This is a genomic window from Pseudomonas sp. 2725 (genome assembly GCF_050434585.1).
Taxonomy (GTDB): domain Bacteria; phylum Pseudomonadota; class Gammaproteobacteria; order Pseudomonadales; family Pseudomonadaceae; genus Aquipseudomonas; species Aquipseudomonas jessenii.
Map to the genome: position 1 here is coordinate 240,590 of NZ_JBNDIV010000002.1, position 25,224 is coordinate 265,813.

24 protein-coding genes are annotated in these 25,224 nt (G+C 61.5%); 4 read left to right on the forward strand and 20 right to left on the reverse strand.

Annotation, left to right across the window (positions count from 1 at the left end):
• Positions 1-7: 7 nt before the first annotated feature.
• The gene (locus ABIE16_RS05435; protein WP_429520668.1) at positions 8-628 is read left to right on the forward strand and encodes an energy transducer TonB; all 621 of its coding nucleotides are present in this window, start codon (positions 8-10) and stop codon (positions 626-628) included.
• Between the two features lie 22 nt (positions 629-650).
• Here ABIE16_RS05435 and ABIE16_RS05440 read toward each other — a convergent pair whose 3' ends face one another.
• From ABIE16_RS05440 to ppc, 6 genes are all read right to left on the reverse strand, one after another.
• Positions 651-1,472: an isocitrate lyase/PEP mutase family protein gene (locus ABIE16_RS05440; RefSeq protein WP_429520669.1), complete on the reverse strand. Its 822-nt coding sequence runs from the start codon at positions 1,470-1,472 to the stop codon at positions 651-653.
• 34 nt (positions 1,473-1,506) lie between these two features.
• Positions 1,507-2,367, reverse strand: a complete 861-nt coding sequence (locus tag ABIE16_RS05445; RefSeq protein ID WP_429520670.1) for a DUF72 domain-containing protein — start codon at positions 2,365-2,367, stop codon at positions 1,507-1,509.
• The gene (locus ABIE16_RS05450) at positions 2,367-2,672 is read right to left on the reverse strand and encodes a hypothetical protein (protein WP_057716196.1); all 306 of its coding nucleotides are present in this window, start codon (positions 2,670-2,672) and stop codon (positions 2,367-2,369) included. Before ABIE16_RS05450 ends, ABIE16_RS05445 begins: the two co-directional genes overlap by 1 nt.
• 283 nt (positions 2,673-2,955) lie before the next feature.
• Positions 2,956-3,630, reverse strand: a complete 675-nt coding sequence (tsaB, locus tag ABIE16_RS05455) for a tRNA (adenosine(37)-N6)-threonylcarbamoyltransferase complex dimerization subunit type 1 TsaB (RefSeq protein WP_057716197.1) — start codon at positions 3,628-3,630, stop codon at positions 2,956-2,958.
• Positions 3,631-3,724: 94 nt separating this feature from the next.
• Positions 3,725-4,372: an adenylate kinase gene (gene adk / locus ABIE16_RS05460; protein WP_057716198.1), complete on the reverse strand. Its 648-nt coding sequence runs from the start codon at positions 4,370-4,372 to the stop codon at positions 3,725-3,727.
• A 288-nt stretch (positions 4,373-4,660) separates the two neighbouring features.
• Positions 4,661-7,291 carry a phosphoenolpyruvate carboxylase gene (gene ppc / locus ABIE16_RS05465; RefSeq protein WP_429520671.1) on the reverse strand — a complete coding sequence of 877 codons (2,631 nt, stop codon included), beginning with the start codon at positions 7,289-7,291 and terminating at the stop codon, positions 4,661-4,663.
• A gap of 202 nt (positions 7,292-7,493) precedes the next feature.
• Here ppc and ABIE16_RS05470 point away from each other — a divergent pair, with 202 nt between their 5' ends.
• The 3 genes from ABIE16_RS05470 to ABIE16_RS05480 all read left to right on the forward strand — a co-directional run bounded on the left by ABIE16_RS05470 (position 7,494) and on the right by ABIE16_RS05480 (position 9,410).
• A complete protein-coding gene (locus ABIE16_RS05470) occupies positions 7,494-7,838 on the forward strand; it encodes a hypothetical protein (RefSeq protein ID WP_056721034.1) in 345 nt (114 codons plus the stop codon).
• 330 nt (positions 7,839-8,168) lie between these two features.
• Positions 8,169-8,567 (forward strand): DUF4398 domain-containing protein, encoded by a 399-nt coding sequence (locus ABIE16_RS05475; RefSeq protein ID WP_429520672.1) that lies wholly within the window; start codon positions 8,169-8,171, stop codon positions 8,565-8,567.
• 45 nt (positions 8,568-8,612) lie between these two features.
• Positions 8,613-9,410: an OmpA family protein gene (locus tag ABIE16_RS05480; RefSeq protein ID WP_429520673.1), complete on the forward strand. Its 798-nt coding sequence runs from the start codon at positions 8,613-8,615 to the stop codon at positions 9,408-9,410.
• A 138-nt stretch (positions 9,411-9,548) separates the two neighbouring features.
• Here the strand turns inward: ABIE16_RS05480 and ABIE16_RS05485 are convergent, their stop codons facing one another.
• The 14 genes from ABIE16_RS05485 to ABIE16_RS05550 form a co-directional block, all read right to left on the reverse strand.
• A complete protein-coding gene (locus tag ABIE16_RS05485) occupies positions 9,549-9,878 on the reverse strand; it encodes a hypothetical protein (RefSeq protein WP_057716202.1) in 330 nt (109 codons plus the stop codon).
• Positions 9,875-10,789: an alpha/beta hydrolase gene (locus tag ABIE16_RS05490; RefSeq protein ID WP_429520674.1), complete on the reverse strand. Its 915-nt coding sequence runs from the start codon at positions 10,787-10,789 to the stop codon at positions 9,875-9,877. The genes ABIE16_RS05485 and ABIE16_RS05490 overlap by 4 nt, the downstream gene beginning before the upstream one ends.
• A gap of 146 nt (positions 10,790-10,935) precedes the next feature.
• Positions 10,936-12,213 (reverse strand): flavohemoglobin expression-modulating QEGLA motif protein, encoded by a 1,278-nt coding sequence (locus ABIE16_RS05495; RefSeq protein WP_057716204.1) that lies wholly within the window; start codon positions 12,211-12,213, stop codon positions 10,936-10,938.
• A 32-nt stretch (positions 12,214-12,245) separates the two neighbouring features.
• The gene (locus ABIE16_RS05500; protein ID WP_090453338.1) at positions 12,246-12,800 is read right to left on the reverse strand and encodes a hypothetical protein; all 555 of its coding nucleotides are present in this window, start codon (positions 12,798-12,800) and stop codon (positions 12,246-12,248) included.
• A gap of 232 nt (positions 12,801-13,032) precedes the next feature.
• Positions 13,033-13,749, reverse strand: a complete 717-nt coding sequence (locus ABIE16_RS05505) for a TetR/AcrR family transcriptional regulator (RefSeq protein ID WP_090453336.1) — start codon at positions 13,747-13,749, stop codon at positions 13,033-13,035.
• A gap of 98 nt (positions 13,750-13,847) precedes the next feature.
• On the reverse strand, positions 13,848-15,350 hold the full coding sequence (gene lysS / locus ABIE16_RS05510; protein WP_057716207.1) for a lysine--tRNA ligase: 1,503 nt from the start codon (positions 15,348-15,350) through the stop codon (positions 13,848-13,850).
• A 114-nt stretch (positions 15,351-15,464) separates the two neighbouring features.
• A protein-coding gene (gene prfB / locus ABIE16_RS05515; RefSeq protein ID WP_109790603.1) for a peptide chain release factor 2 occupies positions 15,465-16,560 on the reverse strand; the annotation gives its coding sequence in 2 pieces (ribosomal slippage) (positions 15,465-16,487 and positions 16,489-16,560; 1,095 coding nt in all).
• A 207-nt stretch (positions 16,561-16,767) separates the two neighbouring features.
• Positions 16,768-17,769 carry a response regulator gene (locus tag ABIE16_RS05520; RefSeq protein WP_057716208.1) on the reverse strand — a complete coding sequence of 334 codons (1,002 nt, stop codon included), beginning with the start codon at positions 17,767-17,769 and terminating at the stop codon, positions 16,768-16,770.
• Between the two features lie 48 nt (positions 17,770-17,817).
• Positions 17,818-18,828 (reverse strand): chemotaxis response regulator protein-glutamate methylesterase, encoded by a 1,011-nt coding sequence (locus ABIE16_RS05525; RefSeq protein WP_057716209.1) that lies wholly within the window; start codon positions 18,826-18,828, stop codon positions 17,818-17,820.
• Positions 18,825-21,104, reverse strand: a complete 2,280-nt coding sequence (locus ABIE16_RS05530) for a hybrid sensor histidine kinase/response regulator (protein WP_429520675.1) — start codon at positions 21,102-21,104, stop codon at positions 18,825-18,827. The genes ABIE16_RS05525 and ABIE16_RS05530 overlap by 4 nt, the downstream gene beginning before the upstream one ends.
• The gene (locus tag ABIE16_RS05535) at positions 21,101-21,781 is read right to left on the reverse strand and encodes a chemotaxis protein CheW (RefSeq protein ID WP_057716211.1); all 681 of its coding nucleotides are present in this window, start codon (positions 21,779-21,781) and stop codon (positions 21,101-21,103) included. Before ABIE16_RS05535 ends, ABIE16_RS05530 begins: the two co-directional genes overlap by 4 nt.
• Positions 21,778-23,055, reverse strand: coding sequence for a CheR family methyltransferase (locus ABIE16_RS05540; protein ID WP_154947632.1), 1,278 nt, complete (start codon positions 23,053-23,055; stop codon positions 21,778-21,780). The genes ABIE16_RS05535 and ABIE16_RS05540 overlap by 4 nt, the downstream gene beginning before the upstream one ends.
• A complete protein-coding gene (locus tag ABIE16_RS05545; protein WP_429520676.1) occupies positions 23,052-23,588 on the reverse strand; it encodes a chemotaxis protein CheW in 537 nt (178 codons plus the stop codon). Before ABIE16_RS05545 ends, ABIE16_RS05540 begins: the two co-directional genes overlap by 4 nt.
• Positions 23,588-25,210: a methyl-accepting chemotaxis protein gene (locus ABIE16_RS05550; RefSeq protein WP_218495018.1), complete on the reverse strand. Its 1,623-nt coding sequence runs from the start codon at positions 25,208-25,210 to the stop codon at positions 23,588-23,590. The genes ABIE16_RS05545 and ABIE16_RS05550 overlap by 1 nt, the downstream gene beginning before the upstream one ends.
• Between the last annotated feature and the right edge of the window lie 14 nt (positions 25,211-25,224).

Genomic DNA, 25,224 nt, shown 5'->3' on the forward strand with positions numbered 1-25,224 from the left:
GAGAGAAATGTCAGACATTCAACCCACAATCACAGGTTTTATCTCGCCCTACGGCGACTACAACCTGCGAAACACCCAGGCACTGAGCGGCGTCAGCCACATCTGGCAGGATTTCTTTGCCCGAGCGCTGGCCGAACAGTCGGGTGAAGTGCTCCCTGAGTCTCTGAATTTCCCACCGGTCGATCTCGAAAGCCCTGTTGAACCCACGGTCGGCAGCGACCTGCTGGCGCATATCGTGTCCCAGCGCGAATGCGACGTTAAGGACACCCCGGTCCGGCCGCCCGAGCCGCTGTTCCTGCCGATTGCCGAATTCGAAATGGACCTGGCCGACAAGCCATTCCCACCGTTCCCGGCGGACGAAATCGTCGCCCAGCAAAAACAGCAGGACTTCGAAAGCGGCTGGGTTCGCCCGATCGTATTGAACGCCGGTCAACCGCTGCCAGAAGCTGGCCCTGCCCCGCAACCGCGTCCGCTGCACCTGCCCATCGCCGAGTTCGAACTCGAGCTGCTCGACAAGCCGTTCCCGCCGTTCTCGCCAGAAGAACGGGTGGAGCAGCAGAAACAACTCGATTTCGACAATGGTTGGGCGCGCCCGATCATCCTGCAGAACCTGCGCATCGCCGCCTGATCCTCAGCCGCGCCCTCTTCCCTCAACCTTTGAAAAACTGATTCGCCTTCTGATACGGCATCGACCGGGATGTGAAACCGAACGTGCCTGACGTCTGGATTTCTTCGGCGGCGCGGAAGAATTCGCCATAGGCCGCCAATGCCAACGCCGAACCGACGCTGATACGTTTGACGCCCATCTCACCCAACTGCGCGACCGTCAGCTTCAAGCCGCCCGACATCAACACATTCACCGGTTTTGGCGCCACGGCGCGCACGACCGCCAGCACATCCTCAGCGCTGCGCAGGCCCGGTGCATAGAGCACATCGGCACCGGCCTCGGCGAATGCCTGCAAACGGCGGATGGTGTCGGCCAGATCGGGATTGCCGTGCAGGAAGTTTTCCGCCCGGGCAGTCAACGTAAAGTCGAACGGCAGACTGCGAGCGGCAGCCACAGCAGCTTCGATGCGCGCCACGGCGTGTTCAAAACAGTAGATCGGGCCTTCTTCGCGGCCGGTGGCATCTTCGATCGAACCGCCGACGGCGCCGGCCTCTGCTGCGCGCAAGATACTTTTGGCGCAATCAGCCGGGTTGTCGGCAAAACCGTTTTCCAGGTCGACGGCAACCGGCAGGTCGGTGGCGGCGACAATCGCCTGAACGTTCATCAAGGTATCGTCGAGGGTCAATCCGCCATCGGCACGCCCCTGGGAAAAGGCATAACCGGCACTGGTAGTCGCCAGCGCCTCGAAGCCGAGGCTGGCAAGCATTTTTGCCGAACCGGCATCCCACGGATTGGGAATCACAAATGCCCCGGGGCGTTCGTGAAGGGCTTTGAACGCCTGGGCTCGAAGGGTTTGCGCATCCATTGGGCAGGCTCCTGAAGAGGGGAAAGAATCCGCCTCAGAGCAGGCCAAGTTGCTCGGCGACGGGTTCTCTGTATAGCTCAGGCAGCGCCGGCAAGCCAGGCAAACGCAGCATCAGCCGGGCGTGAAAACGCTGCGCCAGTTTCGCGGCCAGCAGGTTGTCGGCCGTGTGCAGGAAGATATACGGCGTACGACCTTCTTCGATCCATAGCGCGATTTTCTCGACCCATGGTTCCAGGAACGTATCGTTGGCCTCGAGCGTCGGATGGCCGATAAAACGCACCTGCGGAAATTGCGTGAATGCCGCCGGTCGCGGCGGCACACGGGGTTTCTTCGACTGGGCGTGGAGCACCGAAGGCTCGGTCGAGGTGCAACTGAACAGCGCACGGGGATCGAGACAGATGCGTTCGACACCGCGATCCAGCAGCAAGCGGTTGAGCATTCGTTCGCTGTCACCCTTGGCGAAAAACTCGTCATGCCGCACTTCAACGGCCAGTGGTCGCTGCAGGGCATCGATAAATCCGGCCAGCTCAGGCAAACGTTGGGGCGTGAAGCTTTTCGACAACTGCAACCAAAGTGGCGACACCCGTTCACCCAGAGGGCCGAGCAATTGCAGGAAGGTTTCGGCGGCGGCCAGTTGCTCGCGCAGATCGCCACCGTGGCTGATCTCGCCGGGAAACTTGGCGGTGAAGCGAAAATGTTCGGGCATGGTTTCGGCCCAACGCTGCACGGTGCTGGCAGCCGGGCTCGCGTAGAAGGTCGTGTTGCCTTCCACGGCATTGAAAACCTGGCAATAGAGATCAAGAAAATCGGCGGGTTTGGCGTCCGGCGGATACAGGTAGTCGCGCCAGGCGTTTTCGCTCCAGGATGGGCAACCGAGGTAATACGGCAGCAACATCAGATGTACAGGTCGAGACCCAGCACATCCGCTTCCCAATCGACGAAACCGGCGGTGCTCAGGTAGCTGGCCAGGGCTGTCGCCACGCTTTTGCTCATGGCACGGTGGTAAATCATGTCTTGCTGACGAGCGGGAAGATTGCTCAGTTTTTGCGCAGAGGCTTTGGCGGCACGGGCAGCCAGTTGCTCTTCAGTCGGGAATTCCAGCTCGCCTTCGATATCAATGGCGTCGTCTTCCACCACGCGGCCTTTGCGGGGTTTGCGCTTGATGGGGTAGGACTGAGAGGAAACGCCGTCTATACGCATAAGTGCATACTCGGAATCAGTGATGGCAGTTTAGTGGCGCAATATCCACTTCGCAAACCGCCGAGTGATAACTAGAACACATAAAAGGCAAAAGGTTTAAAAGCCGGATTAGAAAATGACGATTGGCTTGATTTGCTCTTGTGGTGAGGGGGCTTGCCCCCGTTCGGCTGCGCAGCAGGCGTAAACCCATTCAATGTGGTGCGTCGGATAAAACGCGGGCGTCGGGTTCAGGGGCCGCTTCGCAGCCCAACGGGGGCAAGCCCCCTCGCCACAGGAACAACGCTTACCGCGCCTTGGGCGTCGCCACTTTATCGCGCAGATACACCGGCTGCGCCTCATCGGCCACGATCGCCTCGCCGCGCGCCCAGGCAAATCGCGCCAGTGTCAGCAAGTCTTGCGCGTGGGGCAACATGCCCGCGTCCTGCCCGCTCAGGCTGACGGCGATACGCTCGCCATAGCCCCAACCGGTGCCTGCGCCGAACCATTCGCCGCCAGCATCGGCCGGCAATGCAGCGGACTCCGGCGGCAGTACCGCTTCCGCCCCCACCAGGCGCATTTCCCCGGCCGTTTCGCGGTAGCAACCCCAATACACTTCATCCATGCGCGCATCGATGGCGGCGGCGACCTGCGTGGCGCCGTGTTCGCGCAGCGCACGTTGCGCCAGCACGGCCAGGTTCGACACCGGCAGCACCGGGCGATCCAGGGCAAACGCCAGGCCTTGCACCACGCCGATGGCGATGCGCACACCGGTGAAGGCGCCCGGGCCACGGCCGAACGCAATGGCATCGACCGCTTGCAGCGTGGTGCCCGCATCGGCCAGCAATTGCTTGATCATCGGCAACAGCTTCTGCGCGTGCAGGCGCGGGATCACCTCGTAATGGCTCGTGACCTTGCCGTCATGCAGCAAGGCAACGGAGCAAGCTTCAGTCGCGGTGTCCAGGGCCAGCAAGGTGCTCATCGATGTATCCACAAGAGAGATCGGAAAAAAGTGCGTCAGTATAAACAACTACGGCCCGCAAGCGGGCCGTGGATGATGCAGCGGGTCAGACTTTTCAGCTCAGGGCTGCAAGCACCTTGGCGGTGATCGCTTCAACCGAACCGACGCCTTCGATGTGGCTGTACTTCGGCTTGCCATTGGCAGCCGACAGCTTCTGGTAGAAGTCCACCAGCGGCTTGGTCTGGGAGTGGTAGACCGACAGGCGATGACGCACGGTTTCTTCGGTGTCGTCCTTGCGCTGCACCAGCTCTTCACCGGTGACGTCGTCAATGCCAGCCACTTTCGGCGGGTTGTAGACGATGTGGTACACGCGACCGCTGGCTTCGTGAACACGGCGACCGGCGATTCGCTGGACGATTTCTTCGTCTTCAACGGCGATTTCAACCACGGCATCGAGCTCGACGCCTGCAGTCACCAGGGCTTCAGCCTGGGGAATGGTGCGCGGGAAGCCATCGAACAGGAAACCGTTGGCGCAGTCGGACTGGGCGATACGGTCCTTGACCAGTGCGATGATCAGGTCATCGGACACCAGGCCACCGGCATCCATGATGCTCTTGGCCTTGATGCCCAGCTCGGTGCCGGCCTTGACCGCTGCACGCAACATGTCGCCGGTGGAGATTTGCGGAATGCCGAATTTTTCGGTGATGAACTGTGCCTGAGTACCTTTACCGGCCCCGGGAGCTCCCAGCAGAATGACGCGCATCGATGTGCTCCTCAATTTTTTATATGGATAACGTCAGATTCGCCTCGTGGGGCCAATCTCAAAAATAGGGTCGTGACCGCCCAAACGGTCAAAGGCTGATCAAGATACACAGCAGGCTGCGCCCACACAAGACGCCAAAAGTCGGAGAAACCGCTGCCTCCTGCGACCATTGCGCACAGTTTCCCAAGTCGCAACCCCGTCATTAACTGTCGCCTGGCAGCACTTTTGCACCCGTCAAACGGCGGCATCCGGCTCACCTGCCGGACGCCTGACCCCATGGCAAAGACCTTAGCCGGTGTTGCGCAAACCGGCGGCAATCCCCGCCACAGACACCAGCAAGGCCTGTTCTACCGGGCTGCCCTGCGCCACGTCCTGCACTCTTGAACGGGCCAGCAACTCGGCCTGCAATAGATGAAGCGGGTCGAGGTAGGTGTTGCGCAAGCGGATGAACTCAAGGGTCGCTGGGCTATGTGCCAGTAGCTGCGACTGCCCGGTCAGGCCAAGAACGATGGTGCACGCCTGCGACAATAGGTCGCGTAAGTGCGCACCCAATGGCAACAGATTCGGCTCTACCAGACGCTCATCGTAGGACTGTGCAATGTCGGCATCGGCCTTGGCCAGGACCATTTCCAGCATGTCGATGCGGGTGCGGAAGAACGGCCACTGCTCGCGCATTTGCCCCAGCAGTTCGCCTTCGCCACGCTCCAGCGCCTTGCTCAGGGCCGCTTCCCAACCCAGCCAGGCCGGCAGCATCAGGCGCGTCTGGGTCCAGCCGAAAATCCATGGGATCGCCCGCAGGCTTTCGATCCCCCCGGCCCGGCGCTTGGCCGGACGACTGCCCAGCGGCAAACGGCCGAGTTCCTGCTCCGGCGTGGACTGGCGGAAGTACTCCACGAACTGCGGGTTTTCCCGCACCACGGCGCGGTAGGCGCTGACACCATCCGCAGCCAGTTCGTCCATCAAATGGCGCCACTCGGGCGTAGGTGGCGGCGGAGGCAGCAAGGTCGCCTCAAGCACGGCGGCCAGGTACAGATTGAGGTTTTGCTCGGCGATGTCCGGCAGGCCGAATTTGAATCGAATCATTTCTCCCTGTTCGGTGGTGCGGAAACGCCCCGCCACTGAACCCGGTGGCTGCGACAGGATCGCCGCGTGGGCCGGGCCGCCGCCGCGCCCCACCGTGCCGCCGCGACCGTGGAACAACAGCAGCTCGACGTCGTGCGAGCGGCAGATATCCACCAGTCGCTCCTGCGCCCGGTACTGCGCCCAGGCCGCCGCGGTGGTGCCGGCGTCCTTGGCCGAATCCGAGTAGCCGATCATCACTTCCTGCGGCCCTTGCAGGCGCGCGCGATAGCCCGGCAACAGCAGCAGCTTCTCGATCACCGGCCCCGCGTTGTCGAGGTCGGCCAGGGTTTCGAACAGCGGCACCACACGCATCGGCCGCAACACGCCGGACTCTTTGAGCAACAACTGCACGGCGAGGACATCGGAAGCCGCACCGGCCATGGAAATCACATAGGAACCGAGGGATGCCTGCGGCGCAGCGGCGATTTCCCGGCAGGTCGCCAGCACTTCGGCGGTGTCGGCGGAGGGTTTGAAGTACGCCGGCAACAAGGGCCGACGATTGCTCAATTCGCGCATCAGGAAGGCGATGCGCTCCTCCTCGCTCCAGTCCTCGTAGCGTCCCAGGCCGAGGTAGTCGGTGATTTCGGTCATCGCGGCGGTGTGCCGCGACGAGTCCTGGCGCACATCCAGACGAACCAGGAACAGACCGAATGTCACTGCCCGACGCAGGCAATCGAGCAACGGCCCATCGGCGATCACGCCCATGCCGCACTCGTGCAGGGAGTGGTAGCAAAGCTCCAGTGGATCGAGCAGTTCGCGGTTGTCTTGCAGCACATCGATCGGTGCCGGCGCAGGCGTCGACAAGGCGGCATGTGCCCAGTTACGCGTTGCCCGCAGGCGTTCGCGCAGGTGTTTGAGCACTGCCCGGTAGGGCTCGGCGCTGTCTCCCGCCCGGGCCTTCAATTCATCACTGGCCTGCTGCATCGACAGCTCAGCGGCCAGGCGATCGACATCGCGCAGGTACAAATCGGCCGCCATCCAGCGCGCCAACAGTAAAACCTCTCGGGTCACCGCCGCCGTCACGTTCGGGTTACCGTCGCGGTCGCCGCCCATCCACGAGGCAAAGCGGATCGGTGCCGCCTCCAGTGGCAGGCGCAGGCCGGTGGCGGCGTACAGGGCCTGATCGGCCTTGCGCAGATAATTGGGAATGGCCTGCCACAGCGAATGCTCGATCACCGCGAAACCCCACTTGGCTTCGTCCACCGGCGTCGGGCGCGTGCGGCGGATCTCCTCGGTGTGCCAGGCTTCGGCGATCAGGCGTTGCAAGGTGGTCTTGATCTGCTCGCGCTCGGTACTGGTCAAATCACGGTGATCCTGAGCCGCCAGTTGCGCGGCGATAGCGTCGTACTTCTGGATCAGCGTGCGGCGTGCAACTTCGGTAGGGTGCGCCGTGAGTACCAGCTCGATCTCCAGCCGCCCCAGTTGCCGGGCCAACGCGTCGGCGCCATGCCCTTCGGCGCGCAGGCGCGCGAGCAACTCCGGCAGCACCCGGGCTTCGAACGGCGCCTCCCGGGATTCCTCGCGACGGTGAATCAACTGATATTGCTCGGCGATGTTGGCCAGGTTGAGGAACTGGTTGAACGCCCGCGCCACCGGCAGCAACTCGTCTTCGGTCAACTGGTTGAGGCTGGCGCTGAGCTCGGCGTCCATGGAGCCGCGCCGGTCAGCCTTGGCGCCTTTGCGGATCTGCTCGATCTTGTCGAGAAAACCGTCGCCATATTGTTCACGAATGGTGTTGCCCAACAGCTCGCCCAACAGGTGAACGTCCTCGCGCAAGCGTGCATCAATATCGGTCATCAGCAGGTCTCCAGCAAAAAATCCGGGCGGCTAAGAAACAAGAGAGTGCCGCCCCAGACAGGTTCTTACAAGCAAGACGACGAAGGGCCTTTAAACCTTGCCTGTTGAAGCTAGTCTGAACGGTAAGCCGTACAACGGTTGTCGCCGGCCAATGCCGGACACTCACTCTGCCTGCCACGAGCGGGAGCGCAATGAGGTCAATATGAAAATCCGCGAGCTTGCCCACCACTGGGAAGAAAACGCCAAGGGTCGCCTGACCGACACCGGCTACTCAATTCATCTGGACGTGGAGTCTGCCGCACGCCTGGCCGCGCTCGTCGAGATGTATCCCAAACGGCATCCTGAAGAACTGCTCGGCGATCTGATCGGCGCCGCACTGGAAGAGCTGGAAAGAAGCTTCCCGTACGTCAAAGGCACCACCGTTGTCGCCACCGATGAAGAAGGCGATCCGCTGTACGAAGACATTGGGCCGACCCCGCGCTTTCTGGCGCTGTCCCGTCGGCATTTGCACGATTTGTCGGTGCCTGAGGACAAACAGAAACACTGATTTACTCCCCGCACTCCTCCCTATGTGGGAGCGAGCCTGCTCGCGATGGGCGTTAACGAAACCGCGTGATGACTGATTAAACGCGGCGTAGTGAAGTCCATCGCGAGCAGGCTCGCTCCTACAAGTATGCGATTTAGAGCCCTGTCGATTCGTTCACGTTTTTTTCAATAGCTGACTAAATTCTCTGAACTTTCAAAAAAAGCCTCGGGTCAATCCAAGTAACCACGCCTGGGACGAGCGTTTCAAAACACCCCGCAATTGATGGTTTCAGCGCCCTGCCCAGGGTGGACTTCGACGTTTTTCAGGAACTGGCCCAATGGAGTGAAGACCATGAAAACCCGAATCGGAAGCCCCTCATTTACCTGTTCGCGTAGCCTCAAACTGGTGGCGTTGGCCCTGGGCAGCAGCCTGGTCCTGGCCGGCTGCGCCGGTAACCCGCCGACCGAGCAGTACGCGGTCACCCAATCGGCCGTCAACGACGCCGTGAGCGCCGGCGGCACCGAGTTCGCCGCCGTGGAAATGAAGTCGGCCCAGGACAAGCTCAAGCAAGCCGAAATCGCCATGCACGACAAGCAATACAACCAGGCCCGGATGCTCGCCGAACAGGCCGAGTGGGACGCTCGCGTGGCCGAGCGCAAGGCCCAGGCGATGAAGGCCGAACAATCAGTGAAGGACGCGCAGAAAGGCGTTCAGGAATTGCGTCAGGAAAGCCAGCGCACCGTTCAGTAAGCGGAGCGGCACCACGCATTCCCACTCGACTAAAAGGACGAAATCATGAAATCCAATCAATTGATGATCCCTGCCCTGCTGGCTGTCACCGTAACCCTGGCAGCCTGCTCCACACCACCGAACGCCAACCTCGAACAGGCCCGCACCAACTACACCGGCCTGCAAACCGATCCGCAAGCGGCCAAGGTTGCGGCCCTGGAAACCAAGGAAGCCAGCGACTATCTGGACAAGGCCGAAAAGGCCTACAGGGACAAGGAGGACGTGGCCACGGTCGACCAGCTTGCCTATTTGACCAACCAGCGCGTCGAAGTGGCCAAGCAGACCATCGCCCTGCGCACCGCCGAGGCCAGCCTGAAAGATGCCTCGACGCAACGGGCTCAGGCGCGCCTCGATGCCCGTGATCAGCAGATCAAACAGTTGAAGGACAGCCTCAACGCCAGGCAGACCGATCGCGGGACGCTGGTGACCTTCGGTGATGTGCTGTTCGCCACCGACAAGGCCGAGCTGAAATCCAACGGCCTGGCGAACATCAACAAACTGGCGCAGTACCTACAGGAAAACCCCGAGCGCAAAGTGATTGTCGAGGGCTATACCGACAGCACCGGTACGGCGTCGCACAACCAGTCGCTGTCGGAACGTCGCGCGGGTTCCGTGCGTGCGGCACTGGTGAAGATGGGCGTTGATCCTGCGCGTATTGTCGCCCAGGGTTACGGCAAGGAATATCCGGTGGCGGATAACAGCAGCACTTCGGGCCGGGCGATGAACCGTCGGGTGGAGGTGACGATTTCCAACGATAACCAACCGGTGATTCCGCGTTCGGCGGTTAGCTCTTACACCCAGTAATTTGCCTCAATGCAAAACCTGTGGGAGCGAGCTTGCTCGCGATGAGGCCATAACATTCAACATCCATGTTGACTGCTACACCGCCATCGCGAGCAAGCTCACTCCCACATTGGTTCTTTATTGCCAGCCAGAATCGCGTTACTGCTCCAGCTTCTGCGGCGTCTCCTGCCCCATGCAGCGCACGGCTTTTTTCTTGCTGTCGACCAGCACGCCGGTCAGGCCTTTCTGTTCGGTGTCGAACAGCACCAGCACGCCATCGATGCACTGGGCCACTTGGGCCGCCGGCGCCAGGGAAACCTTGTAGTCCTCGCCCGGCACGGTCTTGAGCATGGTGAAGTCGCTGAGCAGCAACGCATCCTCGGGCTTGGCGAAGTGCAGGTAGCCGTACCACCACAGGGCACCGACGGTGCCGAGGATGCTGCAGATACCGGTGATGATCAGCGGGATGGCGTTGCGTTCTTCACTCATTGCGGACTCTCTGGTGGTTCATCTTCTGAATTCGGGAGCGCCGGGTAGTTGGGGATTTCACCCAGGCGGCGCAGGCCGTTGAAATGTTGCGGGTCATCGAGATAACGCAGCATGACCTTGCGCCAGACCGGGTCGGCGAACGTCTGCACATGACCGCCACGGGTCAGTTGCAGCACCCGCGGCGGCGGCGCAGCTTGATACAGTCGGATGCCGTTGGAAAGAGGCACGATCGGATCGTCGATGCTGTGGTAGATCAGTTTCGGCACGTCCTTGAGTTGCGTCATGGAGTTGATCGCGCTGTCGCCGTCCGGCACCAGCCACGACAGCGGCACCTGGAACGTCCAGAACACCCATGAATTACTCAGCGCATACCGGCCGACACTGCGATAACTGGCGGGCACGCCGTCGAGGACAAAAGCCTTGAGTTGTTTCTGCCGCTCGGGGTGTTGAACGAGGTAGTGGACAGCCATCGAACCGCCAAGGCTTTGGCCGAGCAGGATCAGCGGCTTGCCCTTGACCTCGGGGGCCTGGTCGAGCCATTTGAACGCCGCATCGATGTCCTGATAGATCGCCGGCAGGCTGGGTTTGCCTTCGGACAAGCCATAACCGCGATAGTCCACCAGCAGCACTTGATAGCCCTGTTCCGGCAACCACCAACTCCCGCCCAGATGCATTGGCAGATTGCCGCCGTTACCGTGCAGGTGCAGCACCGTGCCTTTGACCTCGACACCCTGCTTCACCGGCAACCACCACGCGTTCAGCTTGAGGCCATCGGCGGTGTTCAAGGTGACGGTGCGGTATTCGAGCCCGGCCTTTTCCGGCGTGAACAACTGGCCGGGTTCGGGGTAGAACAGCAGCGAGCTGCAACCGTTCAGGGCCAGGAGAAGGCAGACGATGCCGAGGATTCTCATCCGGTGAAACCTCGCGAAATAATGGATTGGAACACAATCCCCTGTGGGAGCGAGCTTGCTCGCGATTGCGATCTGTCAGCTTGCACCCATGTTGAATGTAAAGCCGCCATCGCGAGCAAGCTCGCTCCCACAGGGGAGTTCTTTGTTCACAAGATGTTCGAGTAATCCGCCTCGATCCGGTCCAGGCTCAGGTGGTTGAGGAAGTTGGAGAAGCACATCCACGCCGACAGCGCGTTCATGTCGCGGAACTGTTCCGGCAGGTACTTGGGCGGAACCACCAGACCTTCGTCCACCAACTGGCGCAAGGTACGCATGTCTTCCAGGGTGGTCTTGCCGCAGAACAACAGCGGTATCTGCTCCAGCTTGCCTTTACGCACGGCCAGTTGAATGTAGTTGTAAATCATGATGAAGCCCTTGAGGTAGGACAAGTCTTTGGTAAATGGCAGACCTGTCGGCACCGAGCCGCGGAAAACGCGACTGGCGTTGCTGTAGCTCTCGGGCATTTCGAAGCCTTGCTCGCGGAAGAACTCGAACACCTGCAGGAAGTCGGCCCCCTCCTCCACCATATGGATGGCCCGCGTGCGGTTGGTCAGTTTGCGCAGGCGACTGGGGTACGAGGCGAAGGTGATGATTTCCATCAGGATCGCCAGGCCTTCCTGGGTCACCGTCGACGAGGGCGGCCCCTTGGAGAGGAAGGTGCAAATCGGCTGGTTCAGGCCGTTGAGGGTGGTGCCCACATGCACCAGCCCTTCGTGGACCTCCAGGGCGCGCACATCGCGCTGATTGAACATCGCATCGGAGCGGATCTTGATGTAGTCGGCGCCAGCCGCCGCATCGGCGACGATGCCGTCGGACTCGAACACCCGGATGGTTTCCTCGGCTTCGCCAAATACCTTGTTCAAGCGATGCTGCAACAGGTCGACCGCATCCTTGGCCGTCAGCGTCTTCGGCTCATCCTTGAGGTCGCCACGGCCGTCGATGTTGTTCAGGTATTCGGACAACATCATGCCCAGGTCGGACAGCGTCGGGTCGCCGGCGTGGAACGCGTCGGAGGCGGCACCGTACAATTCCTGCGAGATCAGGCCGAAATCCTCGGTGCCGCGCGCTTCGAGCATGCGCACCACCATGCGGTATTCCTTGCACATGCGACGCATGATCTGGCCGACCGGGTTGAACTGGCCGAGCTGGCGGGTGATGTCGCGCTCGATGTTCTGGAACTCCAGCTTCACTTTGCTGGAATCGAACGCCAGCGGCCGGTTGAGGTAGTAGTCGCGGTCCACCGCCGGCATTTCCTTGCCTTTGGCCTTGAGGAAGCCCTTACGAATGTTGTCGTCCCACTTGACCGCATCGAGGACGCGGATCGGCGTCTGCGCGAGCACGATGCGATCGGACAAAATGCGTATCGACTGTTGGTAATCGTCCACCCGAAACTCCTGTAGAAACCTGATTGTGCTGCTTATTTGGCTTTGGCCTGACGCTGGTAGCGTACGGCTTCGACGAACACATCGGAATTGGCCGGGTCGTCGAGGTAGGCGGCGACTTGATCCATGGAGCTGTTGATCAGCACGCCTGCGCCGTCGTCAGTCTGAAACGCTTCTCCGCTCAGGGCGTTTTGCTTCAGCGCCTGGTTGATCTGTTCAGGGTCGAGGTTGTACAGCACCAGTTCACGCTGGTCGGTCAGCTCGAAGCCGCCGATGATGAAATACCCGCCGAACTGCGCCGGCACCTTCGCCGACAAGTACCAACGGTTGCCATGGCGCGACACGGTGAAGGGGTAGGCTTCACGCTCCTTGGGTTTGGCCTTGAAGTAGCTGACGGCCTGGTAGCGATTGTCGGCGATGCGGGTCAACTCCAGATTGACGGGCTCGCCCCAGGCGCTGGTGCTGGTCCACTTGCCGAGCAACCCTTTGGGCGCGGGCTCGCTCGTGGGCAGCGGTTCCTTGAAGGTCACCAGACAGCCACTGAGCAGCAGGAACGACAAGGCGATCACAACGACACGCCAGGCTTTCATTCAATACTCCCTATGAACATACGCCGCCCTGAAATGGACACCTACCCCTGTGGGAGCAAGCTTGTGTGGTGAGGGGGCTTGCCCCCGTTCGGCTGCGAAGCAGTCGTAAAACCTGCGCACCTAGACTGACTGTCTCACCGCGGTCGCTGGTTTTGGGGCGGCTTTGCCACCCAACGGGGGCAAGCCCCCTCGCCACAAAAGCTCGCTCCCACAGGGTGAAGAGCCAGCCGGACTACACCGACGCCAGCACCAGGTGCATGTAGCGCGTCAGGATGCCGAGCATTTCCTCTTCGGCGGCAGGCTCGTCTACGTTGAGCAGGCCCTGATATTCCATCCGGCCGATAATCGCCGTCAACACCTTGGCATCCTGATGCGGCTCGCGCGAGCCCAATACCTGGAACAGCTGGCAAGAGCCCTGCAACAGGATTTGCTGATGCGAGCGCACCAGTTCGGCCAGGCGCGGGTTGAGCAACGCCTCCTGACGGAACGCCTGCTCGGCCATCAAATGTTCGCGACGATTGACCAATTGCCGGTGAACGTAATCGGTCATCAGCCGCGCAATGTCGTCCGCCAGTTTCGAGCGCGCCTGCGGGCTGCCGTCGCCACTGTCGATCATCTCGCGCAGCAGGCCCTCGTTGTTCACCCACAGCTTGCCCATGTACGCCGCACTGCGTTCCACATATTGGGCGAAGGTATCGGTGAGCAGGTCATCGATATCCTTGAAATAGTAAGTGGTCGCCGACAACGGCACTTGCGCCTCGGCGGCCACCGCGCGGTGTCGGACGGCACGCACGCCGTCACGCACGACAATGCGCATGGCGGCGTCGAGAATGTCCTGTCGACGCTGCTCACTGCCCTGTCGGCTGGCCTTGCGGCCCTGGTACTGAACGCTTTCAGCGACCGCAGTGGCGATACCCGCTGCACCTTCTTGAGCTATTGCACGAATCACGACAGGTATTTCCTCTCAGATGAAACTAACAAGTTGATACGTTTGTACCAGACAGGCAATAAAAAGCCGCCTCAAAGGCGGCTTTTTATTTGAAACACTTACGCTTGCGGCCGCATGTGCGGGAACAGGATCACGTCGCGGATCGACGGGGAGTTGGTCAGCAGCATCACCAGACGGTCGATACCGATGCCTTCACCCGCCGTTGGCGGCATGCCGTACTCCAGCGCACGAACGAAGTCGGCGTCGTAGTGCATGGCTTCGTCGTCGCCGGCGTCCTTGTCGGCCACCTGGGCCATGAAGCGCTCGGCCTGGTCTTCCGCGTCGTTCAACTCGGAGTAGGCGTTGGCGATTTCACGACCACCGATGAACAGTTCGAAACGGTCGGTGACGTTCGGGTTGTCGTCGTTACGACGGGCCAGCGGTGACACTTCGAACGGGTACTGGGTAATGAAGTGCGGCTGCTCCAGCTTGTGCTCGACCAGCTCTTCGAAAATCATCACCTGCAGCTTGCCCAGGCCTTCGAAGCCCAGCACCTTGGCGCCGGCCTTCTTGGCGATGGCGCGAGCCTTGTCGATGTCGTTCAGATCATCGGCGGTCAGCTCAGGGTTGTACTTGAGGATCGAGTCGAACACCGACAGACGCACGAACGGCTCGCCGAAGTGGAACACCTTGTCGCCGTACGGCACGTCGGTGCTGCCGAGAACCAGCTGCGCCAGTTCGCGGAACAGTTCTTCGGTCAGGTCCATGTTGTCTTCGTAGTCGGCGTAGGCCTGGTAGAACTCCAACATGGTGAATTCAGGGTTGTGACGAGTCGAAACGCCTTCGTTACGGAAGTTGCGGTTGATCTCGAACACTTTCTCGAACCCGCCAACAACCAGGCGCTTGAGGTACAGCTCCGGCGCGATACGCAGGAACATGCCCATGTCCAGCGCATTGTGGTGGGTTTCGAACGGCTTGGCCGCCGCGCCGCCAGGAATGGTCTGCAGCATCGGCGTTTCCACTTCCAGGAAGTCACGCTTCATCAGGAAGCTGCGGATGTGGGCGATGACTTGCGAACGCACGCGGAACGTCTGGCGCACGTCTTCGTTGACGATCAGGTCGACGTAACGCTGGCGGTAGCGCTGTTCGGTGTCGGTCAGGCCGTGGTGCTTGTCCGGCAGCGGGCGCAGGGATTTGGTCAGCAGGCGCACGCTGGTCATTTCGACGTACAGGTCGCCCTTGCCGGAACGGGCCAGGGTGCCTTCGGCGGCAATGATGTCGCCCATGTCCCAGGTTTTCACCGCGGCCAGGGTTTCTTCGGACAGGGTCTTGCGGTTGACGTAGACCTGGATACGACCGGTCATGTCCTGGATCACCATGAACGAGCCACGGTTGAGCATGATACGACCGGCAACCTTGACCGGGATCGCAGCCTCTGCCAGCTCTTCCTTGGTCTTGTCCGCGTACTGTTTCTGCAGTTGTTCGCAGTAGTTTTCGCGGCGGAAGTCGTTCGGGAAGGCATTGCCCTTGGCGCGCTCGGCAGCAAGCTTTTCCTTGCGCAAGGCGATCAGGGAGTTTTCTTCCTGTTGCAGGGCTTGCGGGTCGAGTTCTAGGTCGCTCATGTCTTTAAAAATTCCATCACAGGTTCGTTGCCCCCAGGCCTGCGGCCTGGGGATCGCCAGCAAGCTGGCTCCTACAAGGATCGCGCCGGGTCAGCCGATCCTGTATTGCATTGCTTACAGCCCGGACTTCAGGCTCGCTTCCAGGTATTCGTCGATGTCGCCGTCGAGCACCTTGTCGCAGTCGCTGCGCTCGATGTTGGTGCGCAGATCCTTGATCCGCGAGGCATCGAGCACGTACGAACGGATCTGATGACCCCAGCCGATATCGGACTTGGTGTCTTCCAGCGCCTGGGACGCCGCGTTGCGCTTCTGCATTTCCTGCTCGTACAACTTGGCCCGCAGCATTTTCATGGCGGTGTCCTTGTTGGCGTGCTGGGAACGTTCGTTCTGGCAGCTGACCACGGTGTTGGTCGGTACGTGGGTGATACGTACGGCCGAGTCGGTGGTGTTTACGTGCTGACCACCGGCACCGGAGGAACGATAGGTGTCGATCCGCAAGTCTGCCGGGTTGATTTCGATTTCCACCTTGTCATCGATCTCTGGCGAGACGAACACCGCGGAGAACGAGGTGTGGCGACGGTTGCCGGAGTCGAACGGGCTCTTGCGCACCAGACGGTGCACGCCGATTTCGGTCCGCAACCAGCCAAACGCGTATTCGCCCTTGATGTGCACGGTCGCGCCCTTGATCCCGGCGACTTCACCGGCGGACAGTTCCATGATGGTCGCGTCGAAGCCGCGCTTGTCGGCCCAGCGCAGGTACATGCGCAGAAGAATGTTGGCCCAGTCCTGGGCTTCGGTGCCGCCGGAACCGGCCTGGATGTCCAGGTAGGCGTTGTTCGGGTCCATTTCGTGGCTGAACATGCGGCGGAATTCCAGCTTGGCCAGACTTTCCTCGAGACGGGCCAGCTCGGCGACGACATCGCCCACTGCGCCTTCGTCGTTCTCTTCGACGGCCATGTCCAGCAGGTCGCGGCAATCGGCCAGACCGGTGTTCAGCTCGTCCAGGGTATCGACGATCTGCGCCAGCGCAGCGCGCTCGCGGCCCAGTTCCTGGGCGTATTCAGGTTTGTTCCAGACACTCGGATCTTCAAGCTCGCGATTGACTTCGGTCAGACGCTCATGCTTTTGATCGTAGTCAAAGATACCCCCGAATAGTTTCGGAGCGCTCGGACAGGTCCTTGATGGTGTTCAGGATCGGGTTGATTTCCATGACGGGCAGCACTCGTTGGCGAACTTTTGAAAGCCGGCGAGTATACCGGGAAACAGCCGAAAACGGCAGTCCGCCTGGCCGAAAAGCCAACCCCTTGTAGGAGCGAGCTCGCTCGCGAAAAACGCTCAGGCACCGCGTTTATTCAGATAGCCATCGTCATCGTTGACGACCATCGCGAGCAGGCTCGCTCCTACACGGGGAGGCTGTTCAGCCGATGCCCACCTGATTACGCCCATTGTTCTTTGCCGAATACAGCCCCTTGTCCGCCGCCAGGATCAGGTCGCGGCAGTTGCTGCCCGCTTTCGGGGTAATAGTCGACAGGCCGATGCTGATGGTCAGGCTCGAACCTTCGGCCGGCGAGTTATGCGGGATCTTCAGGGCTGCCACGGTCTGGCGCAGCTTCTCGGCCACCAACCGTGCACCGCCCTGGGAGGTGTTGGGCAGCACCAGGGCGAACTCTTCGCCGCCGTAGCGGGCCGGGAGGTCCGAAGGCCGGGCACTGGCGTCCTTGATCGCCGCGGCGACCTTGCGCAGGGCTTCATCGCCTTCCAGGTGGCCGAAGCTGTCGTTGTAGGCCTTGAAGTAGTCGACATCGATCATCAGCAACGACAACTGGCTCTGCTCACGCAGCGAACGACGCCATTCCAGTTCCAGGTATTCATCGAAGTGCCGACGGTTCGACAACCCCGTCAGGCCATCGGAGTTCATCAGGCGTTGCAGCACCAGGTTGGTGTCGAGCAGTTGCTGCTGGCTGACCCGCAACGCGCGGTACGCCGCATCCCGTTGCAGCAAGGTCATGTAGGAGCGCGAGTGATAGCGGATGCGCGCGACCAGTTCGATATTGTCCGGCAGCTTGACCAGATAATCGTTGGCCCCGGCCGCAAAGGCCGCGCTCTTGATCAGCGGATCTTCCTTGGTCGACAGAACGATGATCGGAATGTCCTTGGTCGCCGGGTGATTGCGGTATTCGCGCACCAGGCTCAGACCGTCAAGACCGGGCATGACCAGATCCTGCAGGATCACTGTCGGCTTGATGCGCACAGCGTGGGCGATGGCCTGGTGCGGGTCGGAGCAGAAGTGGAAATCAATGTTCTCTTCGTTCGACAGGCCGCGACGCACGGCTTCGCCGATCATGGCCTGATCGTCCACCAGCAACACCATGGCGGCGTTTTCGTCGGTCTTGAAGTCGTCGAGCTGTAATTCAGTCATGTGCGGTCACCTGAGTACTACCTGAGCCAGGAATGAGGGAAAAGGTGCTCATTTGGCGAAAATCTCCAGCAATCGTGGCGCTATCTTGTCCAGCGGGCGAATCTCCACGGCAGCGTCGATGGCTGCGGCCGCCTTCGGCATGCCGTACACCGCACTGCTGTTTTGGTCTTGTGCGATGGTCAGGTAGCCCTGTTGGCGCATGAGTTTAAGCCCTTGGGCGCCATCACGCCCCATGCCGGTGAGCAAAACCCCCACGGCATCACCGCTCCAGTTATTGGCCACGCTCTCGAAGAACACATCGATGGAGGGCCGGTAGATCTCGTTGACCGGTTCGGCGGTGTAGGCCAGCGTGCCGTTTTTCAACAAGCGAATATGGTGATTGGTGCCGGCCAGCAATACCGTGCCGCTTTGCGGCGGCTCGCCCTCCTGGGCCAGGCGCACATCAAGGCCGCTGGCAGTGCCGAGCCATTCAGCCATGCCGGCGGCAAACACCTGGTCAACGTGTTGCACCAGCACGATGGCCGGAGAGAAATCACGCGGCAGCCCCTTGAGCAAGGCTTCCAGCGCTGCCGGCCCACCGGCGGATGAGCCAATGGCGATCAGGCCCTGGCGTGAGCCCGAACAGCGCAAGGGTGCCGACGCCGAGCGCGGGCGGTTACCCTTGTCGCCGATCAGCCAGACGATGTTCAAGATCTTGCGCAACAACGGCGCCGCCGCTTCCTGGGCATTGCCAGCGCCGAGGGCCGGGGTGTCGACCACGTCCAGCGCACCGTAGCCCATGGCCTCGAACACCCGGTGCACGTTCTGCTGGCGATCCACGGTGACGATGACGATGGCACACGGGGTCTCGGCCATGATCCGCCGCGTGGCCTCGACGCCATCCATCACCGGCATGATCAGGTCCATCAGAATCAGGTCCGGCGTGTCCAGCGCGCACTGGCGCACCGCCTCGGCACCATTGCCGGCGACCCAGACCACCTCGTGGGCCGGCTCGAATGCCAGGGCGCGGCGCAGGGCCTCCACCGCCATGGGCATGTCATTGACGATTGCGATCCTCATGCCCGTGCTCCTCCGATGAGCTCGACCACTGCATCGAGCAAGGCGTCGTCATGAAAACTGGCCTTGGCTAGATAATAGTCGGCCCCGGCATCCAGTCCACGGCGCCGGTCCTCTTCACGATCCTTGTAGGACACCACCATCACCGGCAGCGATTGCAGGCGATTGTCCCGACGCAGCAGCGTGACCAGTTCGATGCCGTCCATGCGCGGCATATCAATGTCGGTGATCAGCAGATCGAAATCCTCCGAACGCAGCGCGTTCCAGCCATCCATGCCGTCCACCGCAACCGCCACGTCATAGCCGCGATTGAGCAACAGCTTGCGCTGCAACTCTCGCACGGTCAGGGAATCATCCACCACCAGAATTCGTTTGCGGGCCGCCTCGACCACCTGATTGCTGTGACGGGCAATGCGCTCCAGACGCCCGGTGTTGAGCAGTTTTTCCACCGAACGCAGCATGTCTTCGACATCGACTATCAGCACCACCGAACCGTCGTCGAGCAGGGCCCCGGCGGAGATGTCCTGCACCTTGCCCAGACGCTCATCCAGCGGCAGCACCACCAAGGTCCGCTCACCGATGAACCGCTCCACGGCCACGCCGTAGATGGCATCGCGCTCGCGAATCACCACGACCCTCAGGGTTTGCCCGCTGTTCTGGCTGGCCGGACGTTGCAATAGCTGACTGGCCGCCACCAGACCGACATGCCGGCCTTCGTGCCAGAAATGCTGGCGCCCTTCGACCTGCACGATATCCGCCGGCTCCAGGTCGCACATGCGCTCAATGTGCGCCAGCGGGAAGGCATAGGCTTCGTCGCCGACTTCCACCACCAGACTGCGCACCACCGACAGGGTCAGCGGCACCTCAAGGTGGAAACGACTGCCCTCGCCCGCCGTCTGCTCCAACACCACCGCGCCGCGCAGCTGCCGGACCATGTGCTGCACCGCATCCAGGCCGACGCCGCGACCGGACACCTCGGTGACCTTGTCGCGCAGACTGAAACCGGGCAGGAACAGGAACGTCAGCAACTCCTCTTCGCTTAACTGAGCGGCGGTTTCCGCGAGGGACAAATTTCGTTCAACGATGCTGCGACGGAGCTTTTCCAGGTCCACGCCGTTACCGTCGTCGCTCAGTTCAAGCACCAGCAGACCGGCCTGATGGGACGCGCGCAGGCGAATCAAACCTTCCGCCGTCTTGCCGGCCAGCAGGCGCTGCTCCGGGGTTTCGATGCCGTGGTCGACCGCGTTGCGCAACAGGTGAGTCAGCGGCGCTTCGAGCTTTTCCAGTACGTCGCGATCGACCTGGGTTTTTTCGCCTTCAATCTCCAGGCGCACTTGTTTGCCCAGATCGCGCCCCAGATCCCGGACCATCCGCACTTGCCCGGTCAGTACATCGGCAAAAGGCCGCATGCGACAGGCCAGTGCCGTGTCGTACAACACCTGCGCCCGCTGGCTGGCATGCCAGGCGAACTCGTCGAGTTCGGCGTTCTTTTCCATGAGCAGTTGCTGGGATTGCGCGAGCAAGCGCCGCGCATCCTCAAGGGCTTCCTGGGCTTCCAGGCTCAAGGCGTGATCCTTGAGATGCACATTGAGGTTCTCCAGTGCGCGCAGGCTGTTGCTCTGCATGCGCTTGAGTCGCTGCATGGTCGCCAGGTGCGGTTTGAGCCGCAGGGTTTCCACCAGGGATTTGCTCGACAGATCGAGCAGGCTGTTCAGGCGCTCGGCGGTGACACGCAGCACACGTTCGCCGTTTTCGGTGGTGCGTTTGGTCTTGCGTGGAACTGGCGCCGATGGCGGTTCGACGACAGGCGCCGGCGACTCGACCTTCGGCGCGGGTGCTTCGAGCTGAAGTTCGGCCATCACCGGTGCGGCAGGCGCAACCAGCGGGGCCGCCGGGTCCAGCAACCGCGCCATCAACGCCACATAGGCCTCGATGTCCGCGACTTCCGGGTTGTTGCTCGGTGTGGCGATGCGCATCAGCAGATCGGTGCCTTGCAGCAACGCATCGATATGCTCGGGGCGCAGCAACAGGCGGCCTTCCTGGGCGCTGACCAGACAATCTTCCATCACATGGGAGACGCTGACTCCGGCGTCGACACCGACGATCCGCGCTGCGCCCTTGAGCGAGTGTGCGGCACGCATGCACGATTCGAGTTGATCAGCCAGGGTCGGGTCGCGCTCAAGCGCCAGCAGGCCGGCGCTCAAGACTTGGGTCTGGGCTTCGGCCTCCAGGCTGAACAGCTCCAGCAAAGAAGCGTCGCGCATTTGCTCGGGGGTCATGTGAGGCTCCGGGTCACGGCGCACAACAGCTGTTCTTCATCCAGCCAACGCAGGCTGCGACCTTTGAATTGCAACACGCCACGGGTGTATTTGGCGCTGGCCTGAGCACCTGAGCGCGATGCGGTATCGAGGATGTGCTCGTCGATGGCGTGAATCCCGTCGACTTCGTCCACCGGCACCACCACCGGCCCGCCGTCGGCGGCGATGATCAGCATGCGTGGCATGACCCGTGCACCGGTGGCCACGCTGCTGGCGCCGTCGAGCCCGAGCAGTTCCACCAGCGACAGGCAGGCAACCAGCGCTCCGCGTACATTCGCCACGCCGAGCAAGGCCCGGGAACGTTGATGCGGCAACGAGTGAATCGCTTGCAACGGCGCCACCTCGACCAGGCTGCGGGTCGCAAGCCCCAGCCACTCTTCACCCAGACGGAACATCAACAGCGAGCGGGTTTTCACCTCGCTCTCGACCGCGACGGACACAGTCCCGTGATCTTCCTGCTGCAATGCATAACGATCGAGCAAGCGTGTGGCAGCCGCCGAATACACCGCACAATTGCGGCAATGAATATGGTCGCTGAGCAGCGGGCAGGACTTGTCACCGTGGATACCAATGCGGTTCCAGCAATCGTCGATGGCCTGGGCATCCCGGGTGACGCTGAAGGTATCGGAGGCGATCATCGTTTACGCTCACTGTCGACGGAACGTGCGCTGCGGGCGGCACGCTCCTGCAATCGTCTGGCTCCCATCGCGTCGCCCTGGGCCTGCAGCAAGCCGGCCAGGTGCATCAACGCTTCAGGATGTTGCGGTTCCAGGTACAACGCCTTGCGGTAAAAACCCTGTGCTTCAAGGGTATTGCCAGCCACATCGCTGAGCAGCCCCAACCAATAAAAGACCTGAGCCACCGGCTCATGGCTGCGCAAGTAGCTTTCACACGCTGCTCGCGCCTCGGCGCTTTTGCCTTCATCGGCCAGCACGGCGATATTGGCCAGCAGCGCGGCAGTGTCGGAGCCGGAGGTTGCAGGCGCAGGCGCAGGCCGCAGCGGCGCAACCCGGGCAAACGGACGGCTGCGCACTGGCGCAGGCGGTGGATTGCGCAACGGTTGCGGCACTGGCAATGGCGCAGGAACGAACGTCGGCAAGGGATCAGGGTCCGCAGTTCCCTGTCGACTGAACGCGAAGGACTGCGCGATACCAATCGAGCGCATCCCCAAACGCCCCAGCAGACCGCCTTCGGCCGGGCCGATAAACAGCACGCCGTCAACGTGGGTCAGGCACTTGAGCACTTCGAAGACTAGCTTCTGGGTCGGCTGGTCGAAGTAGATCAGCAGGTTGCGACAAAACACGAAATCGAATGGCGGTTCACCGGCCAGCAAGGCCGGATCCAGCAGATTGCCTACCTGCAGGCGCACTTGCTCGAGCACCCGCTGATCGAGGCGATAGCTCTCGCCTTCGGCGATGAAATGACGGTCGCGAAACGCAATGTCGTCACCCCGAAAGGAATTCTTGCCGTACAACGCCCGACGGGCTTTTTCCACTGACAACGGGCTGACGTCCAGGCCGTCGACCTTGAACTGGTGCGGTTTGAGCCCGGCATCGAGCAACGCCATGGCGATCGAGTACGGTTCTTCGCCCGTGGAGCATGGCAGGCTGAGAATTCGCAGTGCGCGCAGGTTGTTGATCTCGGCCAGACGCTTGCTCGCCAGTTTCGCCAGGGTGACGAAGGACTCCGGATAGCGGAAGAACCAGGTTTCCGGAACGATCACCGCCTCGATCAAGGCCTGCTGCTCGTCCCGCGAGCCCTGCAAGGTGTGCCAATACTCATCGGCCGACACTGCTTGCGAAACGATGCTGCGCTGGCGCACCGCTCGCTCGATGATCGCAGGCCCTACCGAGGTCACGTCGAGTCCGATAGTTTCCTTGAGAAAGTCGAAAAAACGCTGGTCGCTGTTCATGGCCGCTCCTGCAGCAGTGCCGGATCCATTGGCGGCGAGGGAAACAACAATGCGCGCACCTGATCGTCCAGCAAATCGCCGACCCGCACCCATTGCAGCAACCCCCGCTCGTCCTTGCGCACCGGCCCGAGGTAAGGCGTCTGGCGATTGTCCAGGCCATAGGGCTGAAAATCCGCCGGATCGCAGCGCAAGGTGTCAGTCGCCTGTTCCAGAATCAGCCCGAGCAGTTGTGTCTCGGCGGTTTCATCCGGGCGATAGTTGACCAGCACCAGTCGCGTGCTGGTACGGGCCTGTGCGGGCATGCCAAAGGTCAGTGCGCTCAAGTCGATCACCGGCACCACGGTGCCCCGATAGGCGAACACCCCGGCGACCCAGGCGGGGGCATGGGGAATGGGCTTCAACGGCAGGCGCGGCAGCACTTCAGCCACTTCGATAGCCTTCAAGGCATAGCGCTCGTTGCCGACGCGAAACACCAGAAACAAGGCATGCTGCGCCTGCTTCACGGCAGAGCGTTTGGCCGTGATTTCGCTCATCAGACTTTGAATCGCGAAACGCCGCTGCGCAGCCCGACGGCCACCTGGCTCAGTTCATCGATGGCGAAACTGGCCTGGCGCAGAGACTCGACCGTCTGGCTGCTGGCATCACCCAACTGCACCAGCGCATGGTTGATCTGCTCGGCACCGGTGGCCTGGGCCTGCATGCCCTCGTTGACCATCAGCACCCGCGGCGCCAGCGCCTGGACCTGATGGATGATCTGCGACAACTGCTCGCCGACCTGCTGCACCTCGGACATGCCGCGACGCACCTCTTCGGAAAACTTGTCCATGCCCATGACCCCGGCCGACACCGCCGACTGGATCTCGCGCACCATTTGCTCGATGTCGTAGGTGGCGACAGCGGTCTGGTCCGCCAGGCGCCGCACTTCGGTGGCGACCACGGCAAAGCCGCGCCCGTATTCCCCGGCCTTCTCGGCCTCGATGGCGGCGTTGAGCGACAACAGGTTGGTCTGGTCAGCGACCTTGACGATGGTCACCACCACCTGATTGATGTTGCCGGCCTTCTCGTTGAGGATCGCCAGCTTGGCGTTGACCAGATCGGCCGCGCCCATCACCGAGTGCATGGTTTCTTCCATGCGTGCCAGGCCTTGCTGACCGGAACCGGCCGCCACGGAAGCCTGATCGGCGGCGGTGGAGACCTCGGTCATGGTGCGCACCAGATCCCGGGAAGTGGCGGCGATCTCACGGGAGGTCGCGCCGATTTCCGTGGTGGTGGCGGCGGTTTCGGTGGCGGTGGCTTGTTGCTGCTTGGACGTCGCGGCGATCTCGGTCACCGACGTGGTCACCTGCACCGACGAGCGCTGGGCCTGGGACACCAGAGAAGTGAGCTCGGTCATCATGTCGTTGAACCCGGTCTCTACCGCGCCGAATTCGTCCTTGCGCTCCAGGTTCAGGCGGCTGCTGAGGTCGCCAGTGCGCATGATTTCGAGGATTCTCACGATGCGGTTCATCGGCGCCATGATGGCGCGCATCAGCAACAGACCACAGAGAGCGGCCGCCAGCACCGCGATCACCAGGGAAATACCCATGATGCCTTTGGCGCTGAGCACTGCATCGTCAATGGCCGCGATGTCTGCGTCCGCCACAGACTTGTTGTGACGCAGGATTTCATTGACCTTCATTCGACCCGCTGTCCAGGTCGGGGTCAGTTCACCCTTGAACATGTTGACGGCCTCGGCGTTCTGGTTGTGTTTATACAACTCGATCACCGCGGCCAGAATCCGGTGGTAGTCTTCATGAAGCTTTTCGAACGCTGCGAACTCGACCCTGTCTTCTTCGTCGGCAATCGTTCCACGGTAGAGGCCCATCTGCTCTTTCAATCGCTCGGCGTAGCCCTTGAAGTTCGCGGCATCCTCGGCAGTGAAGCCCTGCCCTTCCTCCAGGCCGAGCATGGCCTGAATGCGTACATAACTGTCGGACCACGCGCCACGAATCATCGAACTGTAATACAACCCCGGCAGAGCGTCCTCACGCACGCTGGCTTCGCTGATTTCGATCTTCAGCAGGCGCGAATACGAGACAACCACCATCAGCAACATGATGGCGATAATTACCGCAAAGCTCGCCAAAATGCGTTGGCGTAACGTCCAGTTCTTCACAGTCATTCCTCGGA

Excerpts from the sequence above, each read along its gene's own strand:
- adk (WP_057716198.1), bottom strand. The coding sequence starts at position 4,372 with ATGCGCGTCATTCTGCTGGGAGCTCCCGGGGCCGGTAAAGGTACTCAG.
- lysS (WP_057716207.1), bottom strand. The coding sequence starts at position 15,350 with ATGAGCGACCTAGAACTCGACCCGCAAGCCCTGCAACAGGAAGAAAAC.
- ABIE16_RS05530 (WP_429520675.1), bottom strand. The coding sequence starts at position 21,104 with ATGACCCCCGAGCAAATGCGCGACGCTTCTTTGCTGGAGCTGTTCAGC.
- ABIE16_RS05520 (WP_057716208.1), bottom strand. The coding sequence starts at position 17,769 with ATGACTGAATTACAGCTCGACGACTTCAAGACCGACGAAAACGCCGCC.
- ABIE16_RS05445 (WP_429520670.1), bottom strand. The coding sequence starts at position 2,367 with ATGTTGCTGCCGTATTACCTCGGTTGCCCATCCTGGAGCGAAAACGCC.
- tsaB (WP_057716197.1), bottom strand. The coding sequence starts at position 3,630 with ATGAGCACCTTGCTGGCCCTGGACACCGCGACTGAAGCTTGCTCCGTT.
- ABIE16_RS05500 (WP_090453338.1), bottom strand. The coding sequence starts at position 12,800 with ATGAAAGCCTGGCGTGTCGTTGTGATCGCCTTGTCGTTCCTGCTGCTC.
- ABIE16_RS05475 (WP_429520672.1), top strand. The coding sequence starts at position 8,169 with ATGAAAACCCGAATCGGAAGCCCCTCATTTACCTGTTCGCGTAGCCTC.
- ppc (WP_429520671.1), bottom strand. The coding sequence starts at position 7,291 with ATGACCGATATTGATGCACGCTTGCGCGAGGACGTTCACCTGTTGGGC.
- ABIE16_RS05545 (WP_429520676.1), bottom strand. The coding sequence starts at position 23,588 with ATGAGCGAAATCACGGCCAAACGCTCTGCCGTGAAGCAGGCGCAGCAT.
- ABIE16_RS05540 (WP_154947632.1), bottom strand. The coding sequence starts at position 23,055 with ATGAACAGCGACCAGCGTTTTTTCGACTTTCTCAAGGAAACTATCGGA.
- ABIE16_RS05485 (WP_057716202.1), bottom strand. The coding sequence starts at position 9,878 with ATGAGTGAAGAACGCAACGCCATCCCGCTGATCATCACCGGTATCTGC.
- ABIE16_RS05470 (WP_056721034.1), top strand. The coding sequence starts at position 7,494 with ATGAAAATCCGCGAGCTTGCCCACCACTGGGAAGAAAACGCCAAGGGT.
- ABIE16_RS05480 (WP_429520673.1), top strand. The coding sequence starts at position 8,613 with ATGAAATCCAATCAATTGATGATCCCTGCCCTGCTGGCTGTCACCGTA.
- ABIE16_RS05535 (WP_057716211.1), bottom strand. The coding sequence starts at position 21,781 with ATGATCGCCTCCGATACCTTCAGCGTCACCCGGGATGCCCAGGCCATC.
- ABIE16_RS05450 (WP_057716196.1), bottom strand. The coding sequence starts at position 2,672 with ATGCGTATAGACGGCGTTTCCTCTCAGTCCTACCCCATCAAGCGCAAA.
- ABIE16_RS05525 (WP_057716209.1), bottom strand. The coding sequence starts at position 18,828 with ATGAGGATCGCAATCGTCAATGACATGCCCATGGCGGTGGAGGCCCTG.
- ABIE16_RS05435 (WP_429520668.1), top strand. The coding sequence starts at position 8 with ATGTCAGACATTCAACCCACAATCACAGGTTTTATCTCGCCCTACGGC.
- ABIE16_RS05490 (WP_429520674.1), bottom strand. The coding sequence starts at position 10,789 with ATGAGAATCCTCGGCATCGTCTGCCTTCTCCTGGCCCTGAACGGTTGC.
- ABIE16_RS05440 (WP_429520669.1), bottom strand. The coding sequence starts at position 1,472 with ATGGATGCGCAAACCCTTCGAGCCCAGGCGTTCAAAGCCCTTCACGAA.